General features: G+C 72.4%; 17 protein-coding genes. 8 read left to right on the forward strand and 9 right to left on the reverse strand.

What is annotated here, in order from left to right; genetic code table 11:
* Positions 1 to 35 precede the first annotated feature (35 nt).
* Positions 36 to 896: a carbon-nitrogen hydrolase family protein gene (locus AB0K35_RS34030; RefSeq protein ID WP_238671547.1), complete on the reverse strand. Its 861-nt coding sequence runs from the start codon at positions 894 to 896 to the stop codon at positions 36 to 38.
* A 77-nt stretch (positions 897 to 973) separates the two neighbouring features.
* Between AB0K35_RS34030 and AB0K35_RS34035 the strand changes: the two genes are divergently transcribed.
* From AB0K35_RS34035 to mug, 6 genes are all read left to right on the forward strand, one after another.
* Positions 974 to 1,546 (forward strand): TetR/AcrR family transcriptional regulator, encoded by a 573-nt coding sequence (locus tag AB0K35_RS34035; protein WP_091403732.1) that lies wholly within the window; start codon positions 974 to 976, stop codon positions 1,544 to 1,546.
* 81 nt (positions 1,547 to 1,627) lie between these two features.
* Positions 1,628 to 2,557, forward strand: coding sequence for a TIGR04222 domain-containing membrane protein (locus tag AB0K35_RS34040; RefSeq protein ID WP_363890721.1), 930 nt, complete (start codon positions 1,628 to 1,630; stop codon positions 2,555 to 2,557).
* Entirely contained in the window at positions 2,554 to 3,372 is an 819-nt protein-coding gene (locus AB0K35_RS34045) for a DUF692 domain-containing protein (RefSeq protein ID WP_238671549.1), read from the forward strand. The genes AB0K35_RS34040 and AB0K35_RS34045 overlap by 4 nt, the downstream gene beginning before the upstream one ends.
* On the forward strand, positions 3,369 to 3,914 hold the full coding sequence (locus AB0K35_RS34050) for a hypothetical protein (protein ID WP_363890724.1): 546 nt from the start codon (positions 3,369 to 3,371) through the stop codon (positions 3,912 to 3,914). Before AB0K35_RS34045 ends, AB0K35_RS34050 begins: the two co-directional genes overlap by 4 nt.
* Entirely contained in the window at positions 3,899 to 4,660 is a 762-nt protein-coding gene (locus AB0K35_RS34055; protein ID WP_238671551.1) for an SDR family oxidoreductase, read from the forward strand. The genes AB0K35_RS34050 and AB0K35_RS34055 overlap by 16 nt, the downstream gene beginning before the upstream one ends.
* Positions 4,661 to 4,860: 200 nt before the next feature.
* Positions 4,861 to 5,469 carry a G/U mismatch-specific DNA glycosylase gene (gene mug, locus AB0K35_RS34060; protein ID WP_363890744.1) on the forward strand — a complete coding sequence of 203 codons (609 nt, stop codon included), beginning with the start codon at positions 4,861 to 4,863 and terminating at the stop codon, positions 5,467 to 5,469.
* 87 nt (positions 5,470 to 5,556) lie between these two features.
* On the opposite strand, the gene AB0K35_RS34065 is transcribed toward mug, so the two are convergent.
* The 3 genes from AB0K35_RS34065 to AB0K35_RS34075 all read right to left on the reverse strand — a co-directional run bounded on the left by AB0K35_RS34065 (position 5,557) and on the right by AB0K35_RS34075 (position 8,689).
* Positions 5,557 to 7,533: an ABC transporter ATP-binding protein gene (locus tag AB0K35_RS34065; protein ID WP_363890747.1), complete on the reverse strand. Its 1,977-nt coding sequence runs from the start codon at positions 7,531 to 7,533 to the stop codon at positions 5,557 to 5,559.
* A gap of 114 nt (positions 7,534 to 7,647) precedes the next feature.
* Positions 7,648 to 8,415: an enoyl-CoA hydratase/isomerase family protein gene (locus AB0K35_RS34070; RefSeq protein ID WP_363890727.1), complete on the reverse strand. Its 768-nt coding sequence runs from the start codon at positions 8,413 to 8,415 to the stop codon at positions 7,648 to 7,650.
* A 46-nt stretch (positions 8,416 to 8,461) separates the two neighbouring features.
* Positions 8,462 to 8,689 carry a helix-turn-helix domain-containing protein gene (locus AB0K35_RS34075; protein ID WP_007462679.1) on the reverse strand — a complete coding sequence of 76 codons (228 nt, stop codon included), beginning with the start codon at positions 8,687 to 8,689 and terminating at the stop codon, positions 8,462 to 8,464.
* Positions 8,690 to 8,905: 216 nt separating this feature from the next.
* Here AB0K35_RS34075 and AB0K35_RS34080 point away from each other — a divergent pair, with 216 nt between their 5' ends.
* Positions 8,906 to 9,505 carry a cadmium resistance transporter gene (locus AB0K35_RS34080; RefSeq protein ID WP_363890730.1) on the forward strand — a complete coding sequence of 200 codons (600 nt, stop codon included), beginning with the start codon at positions 8,906 to 8,908 and terminating at the stop codon, positions 9,503 to 9,505.
* A gap of 21 nt (positions 9,506 to 9,526) precedes the next feature.
* On the opposite strand, the gene AB0K35_RS34085 is transcribed toward AB0K35_RS34080, so the two are convergent.
* Positions 9,527 to 11,131, reverse strand: a complete 1,605-nt coding sequence (locus AB0K35_RS34085) for an ABC-F family ATP-binding cassette domain-containing protein (protein WP_091403713.1) — start codon at positions 11,129 to 11,131, stop codon at positions 9,527 to 9,529.
* Between the two features lie 262 nt (positions 11,132 to 11,393).
* Between AB0K35_RS34085 and AB0K35_RS34090 the strand changes: the two genes are divergently transcribed.
* The gene (locus AB0K35_RS34090) at positions 11,394 to 12,317 is read left to right on the forward strand and encodes a neutral zinc metallopeptidase (protein ID WP_363890732.1); all 924 of its coding nucleotides are present in this window, start codon (positions 11,394 to 11,396) and stop codon (positions 12,315 to 12,317) included.
* 73 nt (positions 12,318 to 12,390) lie between these two features.
* On the opposite strand, the gene AB0K35_RS34095 is transcribed toward AB0K35_RS34090, so the two are convergent.
* From AB0K35_RS34095 to AB0K35_RS34110, 4 genes are all read right to left on the reverse strand, one after another.
* On the reverse strand, positions 12,391 to 12,750 hold the full coding sequence (locus AB0K35_RS34095) for a nuclear transport factor 2 family protein (protein WP_363890735.1): 360 nt from the start codon (positions 12,748 to 12,750) through the stop codon (positions 12,391 to 12,393).
* Positions 12,751 to 12,819: 69 nt separating this feature from the next.
* On the reverse strand, positions 12,820 to 13,119 hold the full coding sequence (locus tag AB0K35_RS34100) for a muconolactone Delta-isomerase family protein (RefSeq protein WP_363890737.1): 300 nt from the start codon (positions 13,117 to 13,119) through the stop codon (positions 12,820 to 12,822).
* 94 nt (positions 13,120 to 13,213) lie between these two features.
* Positions 13,214 to 13,861, reverse strand: a complete 648-nt coding sequence (locus AB0K35_RS34105; protein WP_363890740.1) for an acVLRF1 family peptidyl-tRNA hydrolase — start codon at positions 13,859 to 13,861, stop codon at positions 13,214 to 13,216.
* A 144-nt stretch (positions 13,862 to 14,005) separates the two neighbouring features.
* Positions 14,006 to 14,638, reverse strand: coding sequence for a LysE family transporter (locus tag AB0K35_RS34110; protein WP_238671563.1), 633 nt, complete (start codon positions 14,636 to 14,638; stop codon positions 14,006 to 14,008).
* Positions 14,639 to 14,878 lie beyond the last annotated feature (240 nt).

Here is a 14,878-nt window from a genome sequence, read left to right on the forward strand (position 1 = left end):
CAACAGATGCGGCGGCAATCGACCTGACGAAGGGCTCAGCCAGGCATCGACAGCCGCGGGCCGCCCTGGTCCGTCAGCCGATCGACGAGCATCGAGTGGGCCGTCCGGGTGGCCGCGAGCACGACGGGATCCAGCGTCGCCACGAGCACCGCGGTGCCGTCGTCCGCCCCGCGAGCCAGTACCCGCCCCTCGGGGTCGTAGACGGCCGCACCGCCGTTGAACCGCCACGGGTCGACACCGCCGACCGCGTTGGCGAAGACCACGAACATCGTGTTGTCCAGGGCACGCGCCGCGTAGTACAGATCCCGGCGGTGCTCGGAGCCGGCAAGGTATCCGCTGGGGCACAGGTAGGCGTGTGCGCCGTCGAGGGCTGCGGCCCGGCCGTGCTCGGGGAAACAGCCGTCGTAGCAGATGCCCAGCCCCATCCGCCAGTCGTCGACGAGCAGCGTGGCACCCCGCTCGCCGGGAGTGAACAGCTCCCGTTCGTCGCCCCACAACTGCTGCTTGTCGTACCCGACCCGCACCTCGCCGGTCCGGTCGACCACCAGCGCCGCGATGGTCCGCCGACCGTCCGGGTGCCGGACCGCCGCGCCGACCAGCGCGCTGACGCCGGTCTCGCGCGCCGCCGCCCGCAGCGGGTCGAGCCGGGGATCCGCGACCATCCCGGCCGGATCGGCCGCGACGTCCGTGCCGGCCGGGTCGGCGGCGAGGACCGGCGGGTGGTACGCGCAGAGGAACAGCTCCGGCAGGACGGCCAGCCGGGCACCCCGCTCGCCGGCTCGACGGACCAGGTCGGCGGCGATGACCGCGTTGCCGGCGACGTCTCCGGGCGTGGGGGTGGCCTGGATGGCGGCCACTGTCAGCGGGGAGCTGGGCAGGGTGCGGGGCTGGGTCACCGGGCGATGGTAAACGGCCACATCCCAAGCCGTACGTACGGTTTGCATGCCCCGGGCTGACCTGCAACGATCGACGTGTGCCCAGAGTAAGCCAGGACCAGCTCGACGCTCGCCGGCAGGAGATCCTCGCCGCGGCCCGGGCGTGTTTCGCCCGGCTCGGCTACGAGGGGGCGACCGTACGCCGCCTTGAGGAGGCCACCGGCCTGTCCCGTGGCGCGATCTTCCACCACTTCCGCGACAAGGACTCACTCTTCCTCGCCGTCGCCGAGGACGACGCCGCGGCGATGGTCGAGACGGTGGCCCGCAACGGTCTGGTGCAGGTGATGCGCGATCTGCTCGCCCGCGCCGTCTCGCCGGACACCACCGGCTGGCTGGGCAGCCAACTGGAGGTCTCCCGGCGGCTGCGCACCGACCCGGCGTTCGCCCGACGCTGGGCGGAGCGGTCCGCCGCGATCGCGGAGGCGACCCGGGACCGACTGGCCCGCCAGCGCGACGCCGGGGTGCTGCGCGAGGACGTACCGATCGATGTGCTGGCCCAGTTCCTGGAGCTGGCCTACGACGGCCTGGTGCTGCACCTGGCCATGGGCCGACCGGCCGGTGACCTGGGCCCGGTGCTCGACCTCGTCGAGGAGGCGGTCCGCCGCCACTGACCGCTCGCACACCGGTCGGAAGCCCGTGGCGAGGCTGCTCCACAATGGGGCCGCCGATCCCTCCGGTGACAGGAGCAGTCGATGAACGTCCACGCAGCGTCCGGCGACACCTGGGGCATCTCGGGCCCAACCTTCCTCCGCTACTACATCGCGGCGGCCATCCTGGTGGTGGCAATCGCCGTCTACTACCGGGTCCGTCTCGCAACCGGGTCGATGGTTGCCATGACCGCCGAGCCACTCGGGCCGCAGCAGGTCGCCTACCTCAATGGTGGCCCTCAGCTCGCTGTGCACGCGGCGCTGGGCGGGCTGCGCGGCAGCGGGGCGATCGGCGTACGACCGGACCGCCGGCTGACCACCAGCGGCCCCGCACCCAGCGGACTCACCCCGCTGGAGCAGGCCATCCACTGGGCCGCGCACCAGCACTCGCGGGTCGGGGACCTGCCGCGGGACGAGCGCGTACGCGTCGCGCTGCACCAGATCCGCAACGGCCTGGAGCAGCGCGGGCTGCTCACCGACGACGCGCAGCGCGCCCGTGCCCGGTTCTGGACCACGATCCTGATCGCCCTGCTGGGCCTCGGCGTGCTCCGGCTGTTCTCCGGCCTGTTCAACGACCACCCGGTCGGCTACCTGCTGCTGACAGTGGTCACGCTGCTGATCGTCACGCTGGTGCTGCGCCGGGCGCCCATGCTCACCCGCGCCGGTCGAGCCGCGCTACGCGGCGTCCGCCGCGAGCACACCCACCTCGCGCCGGCCTCCGCGCCCGCCTACGCCACCTACGGAGCGGCCGGCGCGGCGATGGGCGTGGCCCTGTACGGCACCGCCACGCTCTGGGCACTCGACCCGGGCTTCGCCGAGCAGGCCGAGATTCAGCGCCAGGCCGCCTCCGGCAGCGGCTGGTCGGGCGGCTCGGACGGATCCTCCGGCGGCGGGGACAGCTCCGGTGGGGACGGCGGCAGCTCCTGCGGCGGTGGAGGCGGCGGGTGCGGGGGCGGCGGCGGGTGCGGCGGATGACCGGCCCGTCCGGCATCGGCATCGGCTGGCGTCCGGAGATCGCCGGCTTCGTGGCCGAACTGCCCGGCCTGCGCTTCGTCGAGGTGGTGGCCGAGGGGGTGCCCGCCTCCGGGCCGCTCCCGCCCGGTCTGACACGGCTACGGGACCGCGCGGTGACCGTCGTACCGCACGGGGTGCGGCTCTCCCTCGGCGGCGCCGAACCTGTCGACCCGGCCCGGGTCGCCCACCTGGCCGCTGTGGCGCAACGCCTGGACGCCCCACTGGTCAGCGAACACATCGCGTTCGTCCGGGCCGGCGGCCTGGAGGCCGGTCACCTGCTGCCGCTGCCACGCAGCCGGGAAGCCGTGGACGCGGTCTGCGCCAACGTGGCGCGGGCACAGGCGGAGCTTCCGGTGCCTATCGCGCTGGAGCCGATCGCCGCGTTGCTCGACTGGCCCGACGACGAGTTGACCGAGGCGGACTTCCTCACCGAGATCCTCGACCGGACCGGGGCACTGCTGCTGCTGGACGTGGCCAACGTGCACGCCAACGCCCGCAACCGGGGCACCGACCCGCTGGCGTTGCTGGACCGCCTGCCGCTGGAGCGGGTCGCGTACGCCCACGTGGCCGGCGGCGCGGAGCACGGCGGTCTCTACCACGACACCCACACCGACCCGGTGCCGACGGCGGTGTTGGAGCTGGTCGGCGCGCTCTGCGCCCGGCGGCGACCGCCGGCTCTGCTGCTGGAGCGCGACGGTCACTACCCGCCGGCCGCCGAACTCCGCGCCGAACTGGACGCCCTGGCCACTGCTGCGGGCTTTCCGGCAGTGACATGACGGGCGCACCCGACGGCGACTGCGCGCCGACACCCCGCGCCGGGCTGGCCGAACGGCAGGCCGAACTGGTCGCGGCGCTGGTCGCCGCGGGGCCACCCCCGCCGGGGTTCGCGCCGGGGCCGCTGGCCGCCACCCGCGCGGCCCTGCTGCGGAAACGGGCCGGTGAGGTGGCCCGGCACTGGCCACTGCTCGCCGCCGGCCTCGGTGGCAGGTGGGCGACCACCTTCGCCGACTGGGCCGCCCGGCGACCCACCGCCGGATCGTTGCGCGACGGTTGGGATCTGGCCCGGGCGCTGCACGACCAGCAGGCGCTCCCCCCGGCCGCCGCCGAGGAGTTGGCAATCCGGGAGGCGCGCCTGCGCTACGACGGGCTTCGGGCGCCGCGTCCGCGCCGGGTGCCGGCGGTGGGCCGCGCCGCCGGCGCCGTCGCGGTGCAGATCGCCGGCCGGGTACGCCTGCTGCGCCCCGCCCCACGGGTATCCACCCGTGCTGGCGACGGTGTACCGGATGCGGCAGGATCGGAGTTATGGATCTCGGACTGACCGACCGCGTGTACGTCCTCACCGGCGCCTCCCGCGGTCTGGGTTACGCGACCGCGCAAAGCCTGGTCGCCGACGGAGCGCGAGTGGTGCTCTCGGCCCGCGACCCGGACGCGGTGGCAGCCGCCGCGCAGCAGCTGGGCGGCCCGGAGCACGCCGTCGGGCTGACCGCGGACCTGACCGACCCCCAGACCCCGGGGCAGCTTGTCGCCGCCGCCCAGGAACACTTCGGCCGGCTCGACGGGGCGCTGATCTCGGTCGGCGGCCCACCGGCGGGCAACGCCGCGGCGATCACCGACGAACAGTGGCGGCTCTCCTTCGAAACCGTCTTCCTGGGCACCATCCGCGCGGTCCGCACGATCGCCGCCGCACTGCCCGACGGCGGTGCGATCGGCCTGGTGCTCTCCACCTCGGCTCGCGGCCCGGTGCCCGGCCTGGGCATCTCCAACGGTCTCCGGCCCGGCCTGGTCGGCGCGGCCAAGGACATCGCCGACGACTACGGCCCGCGTGGAGTCCGGGTGGTCGGGCTGCTGCCCGGCCGGATCATGACCGACCGCAACCGGGAACTCTTCGCCGCGACCGGCGACCCGGACCGCGCCCGCGCCGACGCGGAGGCCAGCATCCCGTTGCGCCGCCTCGGCGACCCCGCCGAGTTCGGCCGGGTGGCCGCGTTCGTGCTCTCCCCCGCCGCGAGCTACCTCACCGGGATCACAGTGCCGGTCGACGGCGGCGCGCTGCGCGGGCTGTGACAGCCGAGCGGGCCCGAGGTGCCCGTTCGGCAACGCCGCCCGAGAACACTCAGTCCGGCGACCCGACCGTTGATCGACTCGGCCTTCAGGAAACCGGGGGGTTGACGCGACCAGGACACCCCGACTTTCAGGAACCTGAGTCGATCAACGCGCGGCCCACCCGCACGGACCTGACGGCCGGGACAGCCCGGCCCACCGGGGTGGACCTGACGGCCGGGACAGCGCGGCCCACCCGGGCGGACCTGACGGCCGGGACAGCGCGGCCCACCCGGGCGGACCTGACGGCGGCCGCCGACCGGACCATTCCCGACGTGCTCGCGCCGGGGCTGGAGGTGCTCTTCGTCGGCATCAACCCGGGCCGGTGGTCGGCCGCGACCGGGTGGCACTTCGCCCGACCCGGAAACCGGTTCTGGCCCGCCCTGCACGCGGGCGGGTTCACCCCCCGGCTGCTGCACCCCAGCGAGCAGGACGAGCTGCCCGCACTCGGGCTCGGCATCACCAACATGGCCGCCCGGGCCAGCGCCCGCGCGGACGAGCTGAGCACCGAGGAACTCCTCGACGGCGCGGCGATCCTGGCCGACAAGGTGACCCGGTACCGGCCGCGCTGGGTAGCCGTGGTGGGGGTGACGGCGTACCGGATCGGTTTTCAGCGGCCGAAGGCCGCCTTCGGGCCGCAGCCGGAGTCGCTGGCCGGCGCCCGGCTGTGGGTGCTGCCCAACCCCAGCGGCCTGAACGCGCACTTCACCCCGGTCACCCTGGGCCTGGCGTTCGCCGAGTTACGGGCGGCCACCGAGCTACCGGCCCCCTGATCGACTCGGTTCACGGAAGTCGGGTGGTCGATGCGACCAGGACACCCCGAATTCCGGGAACCGGAGTTGATCAGCGCGGCGCAGACGTCAGTTGGCGGCGGCGGGCGGCAGCACCTCGTCGGCACGGTAGGTGCCCAGCGGCATGACCACCGGCTCGGGGCCGGTCGCGTCGACGAACGGGGTGGGCGAGTCGGCGACAGCGAACTGGGTGCGGTACAGCTCGGCGTAGAGCCCGCCGACTGCCACCAACTCCTCGTGGCGCCCCCGCTCGACGATCCGCCCACCGTCCAGGACCAGGATCTGGTCGGCGTCGCGCACTGTGGAGAGCCGGTGCGCGATCACCAGCGCGGTACGCCCGGCCAGCGCCACCGACAGCGCACGCTGCACCGCGGCCTCGCTCTCCGAATCCAGGTGTGCTGTCGCCTCGTCGAGGATCACGATCGACGGGGCCTTGAGCAGCAGTCGCGCGATCGCGATGCGCTGCTTCTCGCCGCCGGAGAACCGGTAGCCGCGCTCCCCCACTGTGGTGTCCAGACCGTCGGGCAGCGCCCGAACCAGATCGGCCACCTGCGCCCCGGCCAGGGCGGCCCAGATCTCGTCGTCTGTGGCGTCCGGCTTGGCGTAGCGAAGATTCTCGGCGATCGTCTCGTGGAACAGGTGCGAATCCTGAGTGACCACACCGATCTCGTCGCGCAGGGAGGCGAGCGTCGCGTCGCGCACGTCCACCCCGCCGACGAGCACCTGACCGTCGCTGACGTCGTAGATCCGGGAGATGAGCATCGACAGTGTCGACTTGCCCGCCCCTGACGGGCCGACCAGCGCGACCATCTGCCCCGGCTCGACGCTGAACGAGACCCCCTTGAGCACCGGTTCGTTGACGGTCCGGTCGAGCGTGGCGACCTCCTCCAGGGAGGCGAGAGAGATCTCGGCGGCGCTCGGGTAGCGGAAACGCACGTCGCGGAAGTCGACCCGGCCGCTGCCACGCGGCACCGCCACGGCGTCGGGCTTCTCCACGATGCCCGGCTTGAGGTCGAGCACCTCGAAGACCCGGTCGAAGGAGACCAGCGCGCTCATCACGTCCACCCGGACGTTGGAGAGCGCGGTGAGCGGACCGTACAGGCGGGTGAGCAACAGCGCGAGCTTCACCACGGTGCCCGCACTGACCGCGCCGGCGACCGCCAGCCAGCCGCCGAGGCCGTAGGTGAGCGCCTGCGCCAGTGAGGCGACCAGCAACATCGCCACGAAGAACGTCCGGGAGTACATGGCGGACTGGATGCCGATGTCACGGACCCGCTCGGCCCGGTCGGCAAACCGGCGGGCCTCGATCTCGGGCTGACCGAAGAGCTTCACCAGCAACGCACCGGCGACTCCGAACCGTTCGGTCATTGTCGCGTTCATCTTGGCGTCGAGGTTGTACGACTCCCGGGTGATCTCGGCCAGTCGCTTGCCGACACGACGGGCCGGGATGATGAACACCGGCAGCAGGATCAGCGACAGCACCGTGATCTGCCAGGACAGGATCAACATCGCGCCGGCGGTGAGCACCAGTTGAATGACGTTGCTGACCACCCCGGAGAGGGTGGAGGTGAACGCCCGCTGAGCGCCGAGCACGTCGTTGTTGAGCCGGCTGACCAGAGCCCCGGTCTGGGTACGGGTGAAGAACTGCAACGGCATCCGCTGCACGTGGTCGTAGACCCGGGTGCGCAGGTCGAGGATGATGCCCTCACCGATGCGCGCGGAGTACCAGCGCTGGGCGAGGGAGAAGAGCGCGTCGGCGACAGCCAGCGCGGCGATCACCAGGGCGAGCTTGACCACGGTGGAGCCGGCCTGCGGGCCCCGATCGGCGATGGCGTCGATGACCTCACCCGCCAGCAGCGGAGTCGCCACGCCGATCACCGCGGCGATCACCACAGTGATCAGGAAGATGACGATGTCACGCCGGTACGGTCCGGCGAAGGCGATGATCCGCTTGGCGGTGCCGCGCTTGAGCTGGTGGGCAGAGACCTCGTCGCTGTTGCGCATCGACCGGAGCATGCTCCACCCGGCCATGCCACCGCCGGACATCGGGTTGGACATCGCTCACCTCCGGGTTGCCGGGCAGACCGCACCGTCAGGTCAATTCTCCCCACGAGTGTGACAACCTCGGTCGTAACCCGGATCTTCCCGTGCGGTCCTTACCTATTCTCCAGTACCGGCGAGGTCACGCAGCCGACGGGTCTGCGCCTCCCGCTCGGCGCGCTGCTGGTCGGCGTGCGACCGCCCGGCCGCACCGGCGAGCAACGCCTTGATCTCCACCACCGCGTCGCGGGCCCCGGAGAGCAGGCCGGCGGTCAGGTCCCGCACCGCGTCGTCCAGCTCGGCCGGGGGTACGACGAGGGTGGCCAGCCCGATCCGGTCCGCCTCGGCGGCGTCCAACCGGCGGCCTGTCGCACAGATCTCCAACGCCCGCGAAAACCCGACCAGCTCGACGAGGCGTTTCGTGCCGGCCAGGTCGGGCACCAGACCGAGGGTCACCTCGGCCATCGACAGCTTCGCGTCCGTGGACAGCACTCGCAGGTCACAGGCGAGCGCGAGCTGGAAGCCGGCACCGATCGCGTGGCCCTGCACGGCTGCGACGGAGACGACATCCGGCCGGTGCAGCCAGGTGAAACCGGCCTGGAACTCCGCGATGCGATCGGCGCACTCCTGCTCAGGCAGCGTGGCCAGCTCAGCGAACGACCCCGGGCCGGAGGTGCCCGCCACTGCGAGGTCGAGGCCGGCCGAGAACGCGCGACCCTCACCGCGGACCACCACCACCCGCACGTCGCCGGGCAGGTCACGGGAGAAGTCGCTCATCGCTCGCCACATCGCGGGCGTCTGGGCATTGAGCACGTCGGGCCGGCACAACGTCACCGTGGCGACCGGCCCGTCGCAAGTCAGCCGAACCCCGGTCGCCTCGGCGGTCACCGGACGTCCCGGGGCGCGGCGCTGGTGGACGACGCTGAGGGGCGGGTCACGCCTTCTTGCGGCGCCGGGCGCCACCGCGCTGACGCAGCTGCACGCCGGACTCGGTGAGCACTCGGTGGATGAACCCGTAGGAACGGCCGGTCGAGGCCGCCAACGCGCGGATGCTCTCCCCCGAGGTGTACCGCTTTACCAGGTCCTTGGCGAGCGTCTGACGCTCGGCTCCGACGATCCGGCGACCCTTCTCAGTGCTGGTGGCTGTGCCAGTGGCTGCCATGCTGTGTCCTCACGTCCCAGACTGTGCGGTTCGGATACGGTCCCACCTATTAGACCGCCTCGGACGATCATGCGCCAGATATCAACTCTTCGCCAACCGACACGCTATGCAATGTCAGCTTCCCGATAGAGTGATCCTGGCGATCCGGCCCGCCGCGGCATCCGCGCGTACCACCGCCGAAAGCTGGCGGCTGCCGACGACCCGTAGCCTTCGGTCGTGATCGACCTGTTGAGCACCGCCGGCGCGGCGGCCGTGGTCTTCGCCGCCACCGACGTCGACGACATCGTCATTCTGACGCTGTTCTTCGTCGCGGCCCGCACCACCGGCCGACCTCGCAGCTGGCAGATTGTCGCCGGACAATACCTGGGCATCGGTGCGCTCGCGTTGGCCAGCGCGGTGATCGCGGGTGGACTCCTGGTGGTGCCCGACCCGTGGACGGGGCTGCTCGGCCTGCTGCCGATCGCGCTCGGCGTACGCGCGCTGCGGAGTTCGGGCGACGACGAGACACCGGCGATTGTCACCGGAGCACTCGGCGTGGCCGGGGTGACGATCGCGAACGGCGCTGACAACGTCGCTGTCTACGTACCCGTCTTCCGGGCCCTCGGTGTCGCCGACAGTGCCGTGTTCCTGCTGGTCTTCGTGCTGCTGATCGGGCTCTGGTGCGTGGTCGGGGCCTGGCTGGGCGGGCACCGGAGGGTGGTCCGGCTGGTCGAGCGCGTCGGCGCCTGGCTGGTGCCGACGATCTTCATCGCCATCGGGCTGGTGATCCTGGTCAGCTCCGGCGTGCTCGGCCGACTGGCCGAGCTGCTCGGCTGAGAGCCGACCGAGCCTCTTCGGTCAGGCCAGCTCGACAAGTTCGAGCAGGTCGTCGCTCCAGGCATCCTCGTCGCCGTCGGGCAGCAGGATGGCCCGGTCCGGCTTGAGCGCCAGCACGGCACCCGGGTCGTGGGTGACCAGGACGATCGCGCCGGGGTAGTTGGCGATGGCGTCGAGCACCTGCTCCCGGCTGACCGGGTCGAGGTTGTTCGTCGGCTCGTCGAGCAACAGCACGTTGGCGCCGGAACAGACCAGAGTGGACAGGGCCAGCCGGGTCTTCTCGCCGCCGGAGAGCACGCCGGCCGGCTTGTTCACGTCGTCACCGGAGAACAGGAACGCGCCAAGGATCTTGCGCAGGTCGGTGTCGGACTGCTCGACGGCGGCGGCGCGCATGTTCTCCAGCACCGTCCGCTCCACGTCCAGCGTCTCGTGCTCCTGGGCGTAGTAGCCCAGCCGCAGGCCGTGCCCCGCGTGCACCTCGCCGGTGTCCGGGCTGAGCAGCCCGCCGAGCATCCGCAGCAGGGTGGTCTTACCGGCGCCGTTGAGCCCGAGGATGGCCACTCGGGAGCCCCGGTCCACCGCCACGTTGACGTCGGTGAAGATCTCCAGCGATCCGTACGACTTGGAGAGGCCGGTCGCCGTGAGCGGGGTCTTGCCGCATGGCGCGGGACTGGGGAAACGCACCTTGGCCACCCGGTCGGCGACCCGCACCTCCTCCAGGCCGGAGATCAGCTTCTCGGCACGGCGGGCCATGTTCTGCGCGGCCACGGTCTTGGTGGCCTTGGCCCGCATCTTGTCGGCCTGCGCCATCAGCGCGCCGGCCTTCTTCTCCGCGTTGGCCCGCTCCCGGCGGCGGCGTCGCTCGTCGGTCTCGCGCGCCTCCAGGTACGCCTTCCAACCCAGGTTGTAGACGTCGATGACAGACCGGGTGGCGTCGAGGAACCAGACCTTGTTGACCACCGACTCCAGCAGCGCGCCATCGTGGGAGATCACGATCAGGCCACCCTTGTGGTTGGCGAGGAAGCCCCGCAACCAGGTGATCGAGTCGGCGTCGAGGTGGTTGGTGGGCTCGTCGAGCAGCAGGATGCCGCCGCCGTTCTCGCCCGCGTCACGGAACAGGATCCGGGCCAGCTCGATGCGGCGCCGCTGACCACCGGAGAGGGTGCCGATGGTCTGCGCGAGCGCCCGGTCCGGTAGGCCGAGGTTGGCGCAGATCCGCGCGGCCTCAGCCTCGGCCGCGTACCCGCCGAGGGCCGCGAACTGGTCCTCCAGCGCGCCGTACCGACGGACCAGCTTGTCGTTGGCGTCCTCGGCGAGGCGGGCCTCGACCTCCTGCATCTGCGCCATCAGCACGTCCAGGCCGCGCGCGGAGAGCACCCGGTCGCGGCCGGTGACCTCCAGGTCACCCGTGCGCGGGTCCTGCGGCAGGTAGCCGATGGCGCTGCGCTGGTCGATCTGGCCGCCGTACGGCTGCCCCTCGCCGGCGAGCACCTTCAGCGTGGTGGTCTTGCCGGCGCCGTTGCGACCGACCAGGCCGATCCGATCACCGGGCTGCACGCGCAGGGTGGTGTCGGACAGCAGGATCCGGGAACCGGCACGCAGTTCCAGGCCGGTGGCAGTGATCATGGTTGCGGGCTCGCTCTCGGGGTTGGAAGGCTGACTCGGGGCACGCGAAACGGCCGGCGGGCTCAAGGGGCCCGACGGCGCGGGGCGGTTCAGCCTTCGCAGCGCAGCACCTGACAAGTGTACCGGTCGCCGCGGAACGGCCTGCCCGGATTACCGATCAAGATCATCGGGTACCGGAACGCCTTACCGGACCCCGTCCGGCACTCGATGGACGAAACGACACACAAAAGACATTCACCGGCATACGGCGATCGGGGTCACCATGGAACTCAACGAGCGGGCCGAGCTCGACACCTCCCAGGCCAACGACCTGGGCCGGGGTAGCGGCGGGTCGGGCGGCGGCTTCGGCATCCCCATCCCTGGCGGCGGCGGCCGGGGCGGCATCATCGGCATCGTGGTGGCCGTTCTCGTCGCCCTGCTCGGCGGCGGGTTCGGTCTCAACGCCATGACCAACGGCGATGACGGCGGCCAGGCTGGGGGCGGTGACCTGGATCAGGTGTGCGGCACCACAAACCCCGACCGTCTCGACGACGCGCGCTGCCGCAACCTGCTCTACGTCAACAGCATCCAGGACTACTGGAAGAAGGCGTACCCCGAACTGGGCAGAAGCGACTACGAGGTCACCACCACGAACTTCTTCCAGGCGGCCGTCAACACCGGCTGCGGGCAGGCCGACTCGGGTGTCGGCCCGTTCTACTGCCCGGCAGACCGGAAGGTCTACATCGACCTGAGCTTCTACGACGAGCTGGCCTCCCGGTTCGGCGCGAAGGGCGAGTTCGCCCAGCCGTACGTGCTCGCCCACGAGTACGGCCACCACGTGCAGAACCTGCTCGGCACCAACGCGAAGGCCGGCCAGGGCGACCAGAGCGGGCCTCGCTCCGCCTCCGTGCGGTTGGAGCTCCAGGCCGACTGCTACGCCGGCGCCTGGGCCCGGCACGCCGCCGAGAGCAAGGACAAGACCGGCCAGCAGCCGCTGTTCAAGTCGATCACCGACGCCGACATCAGCCAGGCCATCGACGCCGCCGAGGCAATCGGCGACGACAGCATCCAGGAGCGCTCCGGCGGGCAGGTCAACCCCGACCAGTTCACCCACGGCACGTCCGAGCAGCGCAAGCGTTGGTTCAACCAGGGCTACGACCGCGGCGACCCGAAGACCTGCGACACCTTCGGCACCGACCAGCTCTGACATCCGCCCCGAGATCGTGGCAGGCCCCCTCGGCGGGCCTGCCACGATCGTCATTCCTGCCGAAGCTCCCGCGTCAGGTGAGCCGGGAGACCTGGTAGTGGCCGATGAGCCAGCCGTCGTCGACCCGCCGCAGGAGCACGCCGAGGTTGACCGTCAGGGCCGGCCGGTCGGTGAAGCCGAACTCCACCTCCAGGTAGCCGAGGATCACGTCGTCGGCGAGACGGCGGATCTCCCGGATGTCGTACGCGGCGGTCAGGCCGAGCGGCTGCCCGGCGTAGTACGCGGCGACGCCGGCAGTACCGACCGTGTACGGCTGCAATCCCTGAAAGATCGCGTCGTCGGTGAAGCACGCCGCGACCCGATTGGGCTCGTGGGCGTCGACAGCCGCTTGCCAGCGGTCGAGGACGGAACGCAGAATCTGCGCCTCGGACATGATGATCTCCCTGCTGGACGGACGTGCCCCGTTTCGTGCCTGTCGAGCTGCCCCAGACGGCCTCCAGGCTCAGCGGGGCGGCTGACCCGGGTCGTTCGGGTGCGGCGTCAACGGCGTCACTGTCTCGCGCCGCCAGGCGCGCAGCGGCATCGACGCGAGGACCGCCTCCAACTCGTCCGCGTCGGCGGCCTGGAACAGCCCCCACGTACGCCACTCCCCCGGCGCCAGCGGTGGCCGCCACAGCCGCAGGAGGCGGCCCTGCGCCGTCAGCTCGGCCGAACGCGCCGCCTCCCGCGCGCGCATGTCGGCGACCCCGTCGTCTGACGTTCCCCGCGGCACCGTCGTCACCATGTCAACCAGAAACTCCACGCGCCCATCCTCCGACGGCTGGGCGGGCAGCACGCCGCGAACCCCGTTCTGGGTCGCGATCGTCTCCCCCCGACGCCGCCAGTGATGGCCGAGGTCAGTCGGGGTCGCGCACCAGGATCCGTACCGCCCGGGCCGCGCCCACCGCCGCCACCAGCACCGCGTGCCGGGGCTCCGGCACGTCGAGCAACCGCTCCGCCCGCAACGGCACGAGCGGGGCCAACCGCCGGTCGGCCAGCACACCGTCCACAGCCCGCCGGTCACCGCCGCAGACGAGGGCCGCCAACCTCGACGCCTGCGGCAACAGCAGCCGTACGGCCAGGTCCGCCGCGTCGCCCAGCGCAGCCTTCGCCTGGTTGTCACGTCGGCGGGCGAACCGGTGCTGCGACCATCCCCCAGCGGCGGTGCGCCCCTGCACGTACCGGGTGTCCACCTTGGAGACGACGAGGTCGCCGCCCTCGGCCACCCCGAGCGCCACCGCGCCCTTGCGGGCCAGCAGCAGGCCGATCCGGCGGGGCATCACGGCGGCGGCCACGAACCCGGCCACATCCACGCCGCCCGGCGCACCCGGTGGGGCGTACAGCTCGGCGGTTGCCCCGTCCGGGGCGGCGAGCAGCAGGCCGTACTCCTGGGCGCTGGCTGTGGGCGGGCCGTGCCGGTCGGCGAAGCCCTCGACCCAGCGGCCGACGCGGGCCGGGTCGACCTCGACCCACCGCCCTCCGCCGGCTGCGGGTCGACTGGTCATCGCCCGACCGTACGGCACAGCGGGCACACCCGGGCCCCCGGGCGACCCGTGGGCCCCGCAGGGACACCCCCGGCGACACCGCCGACGCGACGCGGACGGGCCTCGGCCGGGGTGGCCGAGCCGTCGGATCGTTGCCGCGACCGTTCAGCCTGGCAGGAGCGCGGCCACCGCCAGCGCGGCGATGAGCGCGCTGGAGACCAGGCCGGTGACCAGCCGTCCACGCGGCCCGGTCAACGCCCGGCCGACCACAGTGCCACCGCCGGCGATGACCAGTTGCCAGCTCGCCGACGCCAGGAACACCCCGGCCACGAAGAGCGCCACCGGGGCCACGCCCGAGTCGGCAGTGTCCCGGCGGCCGAGCACCAGGGCGGTGAAGTAGAGCACCGTCATCGGGTTCAGCAGTGTCAACCCGAGCAGCGCCGCGTAGGCCCGCCCCGGAGTGCTCATGCCCCCACCGTCGCGTGCCGTCGGCGGTCGCTGCGAGCGGTGCGCGGACCACGTCCGCCACAGGCCGTGCCCGGCGAGACCCAGCAGGACCACTGCGGCGACCACCCGCAGGGGCCCGGCGACCGGTGCGATGATCCCGGCCAGGCCGGCGCCGCCGAGCACAGCCACCACCGCATAGAGCCCGTCGGCCGTCGCCACCGCCAGCGCGGCGGCCGCACCCACCCGAAACGAGGTACGGGCGCTCAGCCCCAGAATGAGAATCGCTATCGCACCGACGGGTATGGCGACGCCGTAGCCGGCGACCAGACCGGCGAGGAACGCCCCGGTCACCGAAGTCGGTGCCGGGTCGAGGCTCGTCCCGGGAGCGGCCGCTGTCGACACACGGCAGTCGCCGCACGGACAGGAACCTGCTTCGGGTACGCCTCAATCACACGCGCATCCTCCGCGCCGGACCCGCGCCCTCGCCACCGATTTTCCCCGCGCCCCGCGCCCCGCGCCCCGCGCCCCGCGCCCCGCGCCCCGCACCCCGCGCCCCGCGCCCCGCGCCCCGCGCCCCGCGCCCCGCGCCCC

This window comes from Micromonospora sp. NPDC053740 (assembly GCF_040677775.1).
GTDB lineage: Bacteria > Actinomycetota > Actinomycetes > Mycobacteriales > Micromonosporaceae > Micromonospora > Micromonospora alfalfae.

Bases quoted from the DNA above. Each gene is read 5' to 3' on its own strand.
- AB0K35_RS34045 (WP_238671549.1), top strand. From the start codon at position 2,554: ATGACCGGCCCGTCCGGCATCGGCATCGGCTGGCGTCCGGAGATCGCC.
- AB0K35_RS34105 (WP_363890740.1), bottom strand. From the start codon at position 13,861: ATGACCAGTCGACCCGCAGCCGGCGGAGGGCGGTGGGTCGAGGTCGAC.
- AB0K35_RS34065 (WP_363890747.1), bottom strand. From the start codon at position 7,533: ATGTCCGGCGGTGGCATGGCCGGGTGGAGCATGCTCCGGTCGATGCGC.
- AB0K35_RS34055 (WP_238671551.1), top strand. From the start codon at position 3,899: ATGGATCTCGGACTGACCGACCGCGTGTACGTCCTCACCGGCGCCTCC.
- AB0K35_RS34075 (WP_007462679.1), bottom strand. From the start codon at position 8,689: ATGGCAGCCACTGGCACAGCCACCAGCACTGAGAAGGGTCGCCGGATC.
- AB0K35_RS34095 (WP_363890735.1), bottom strand. From the start codon at position 12,750: ATGTCCGAGGCGCAGATTCTGCGTTCCGTCCTCGACCGCTGGCAAGCG.
- AB0K35_RS34085 (WP_091403713.1), bottom strand. From the start codon at position 11,131: ATGATCACTGCCACCGGCCTGGAACTGCGTGCCGGTTCCCGGATCCTG.
- AB0K35_RS34040 (WP_363890721.1), top strand. From the start codon at position 1,628: ATGAACGTCCACGCAGCGTCCGGCGACACCTGGGGCATCTCGGGCCCA.
- AB0K35_RS34090 (WP_363890732.1), top strand. From the start codon at position 11,394: ATGGAACTCAACGAGCGGGCCGAGCTCGACACCTCCCAGGCCAACGAC.
- AB0K35_RS34050 (WP_363890724.1), top strand. From the start codon at position 3,369: ATGACGGGCGCACCCGACGGCGACTGCGCGCCGACACCCCGCGCCGGG.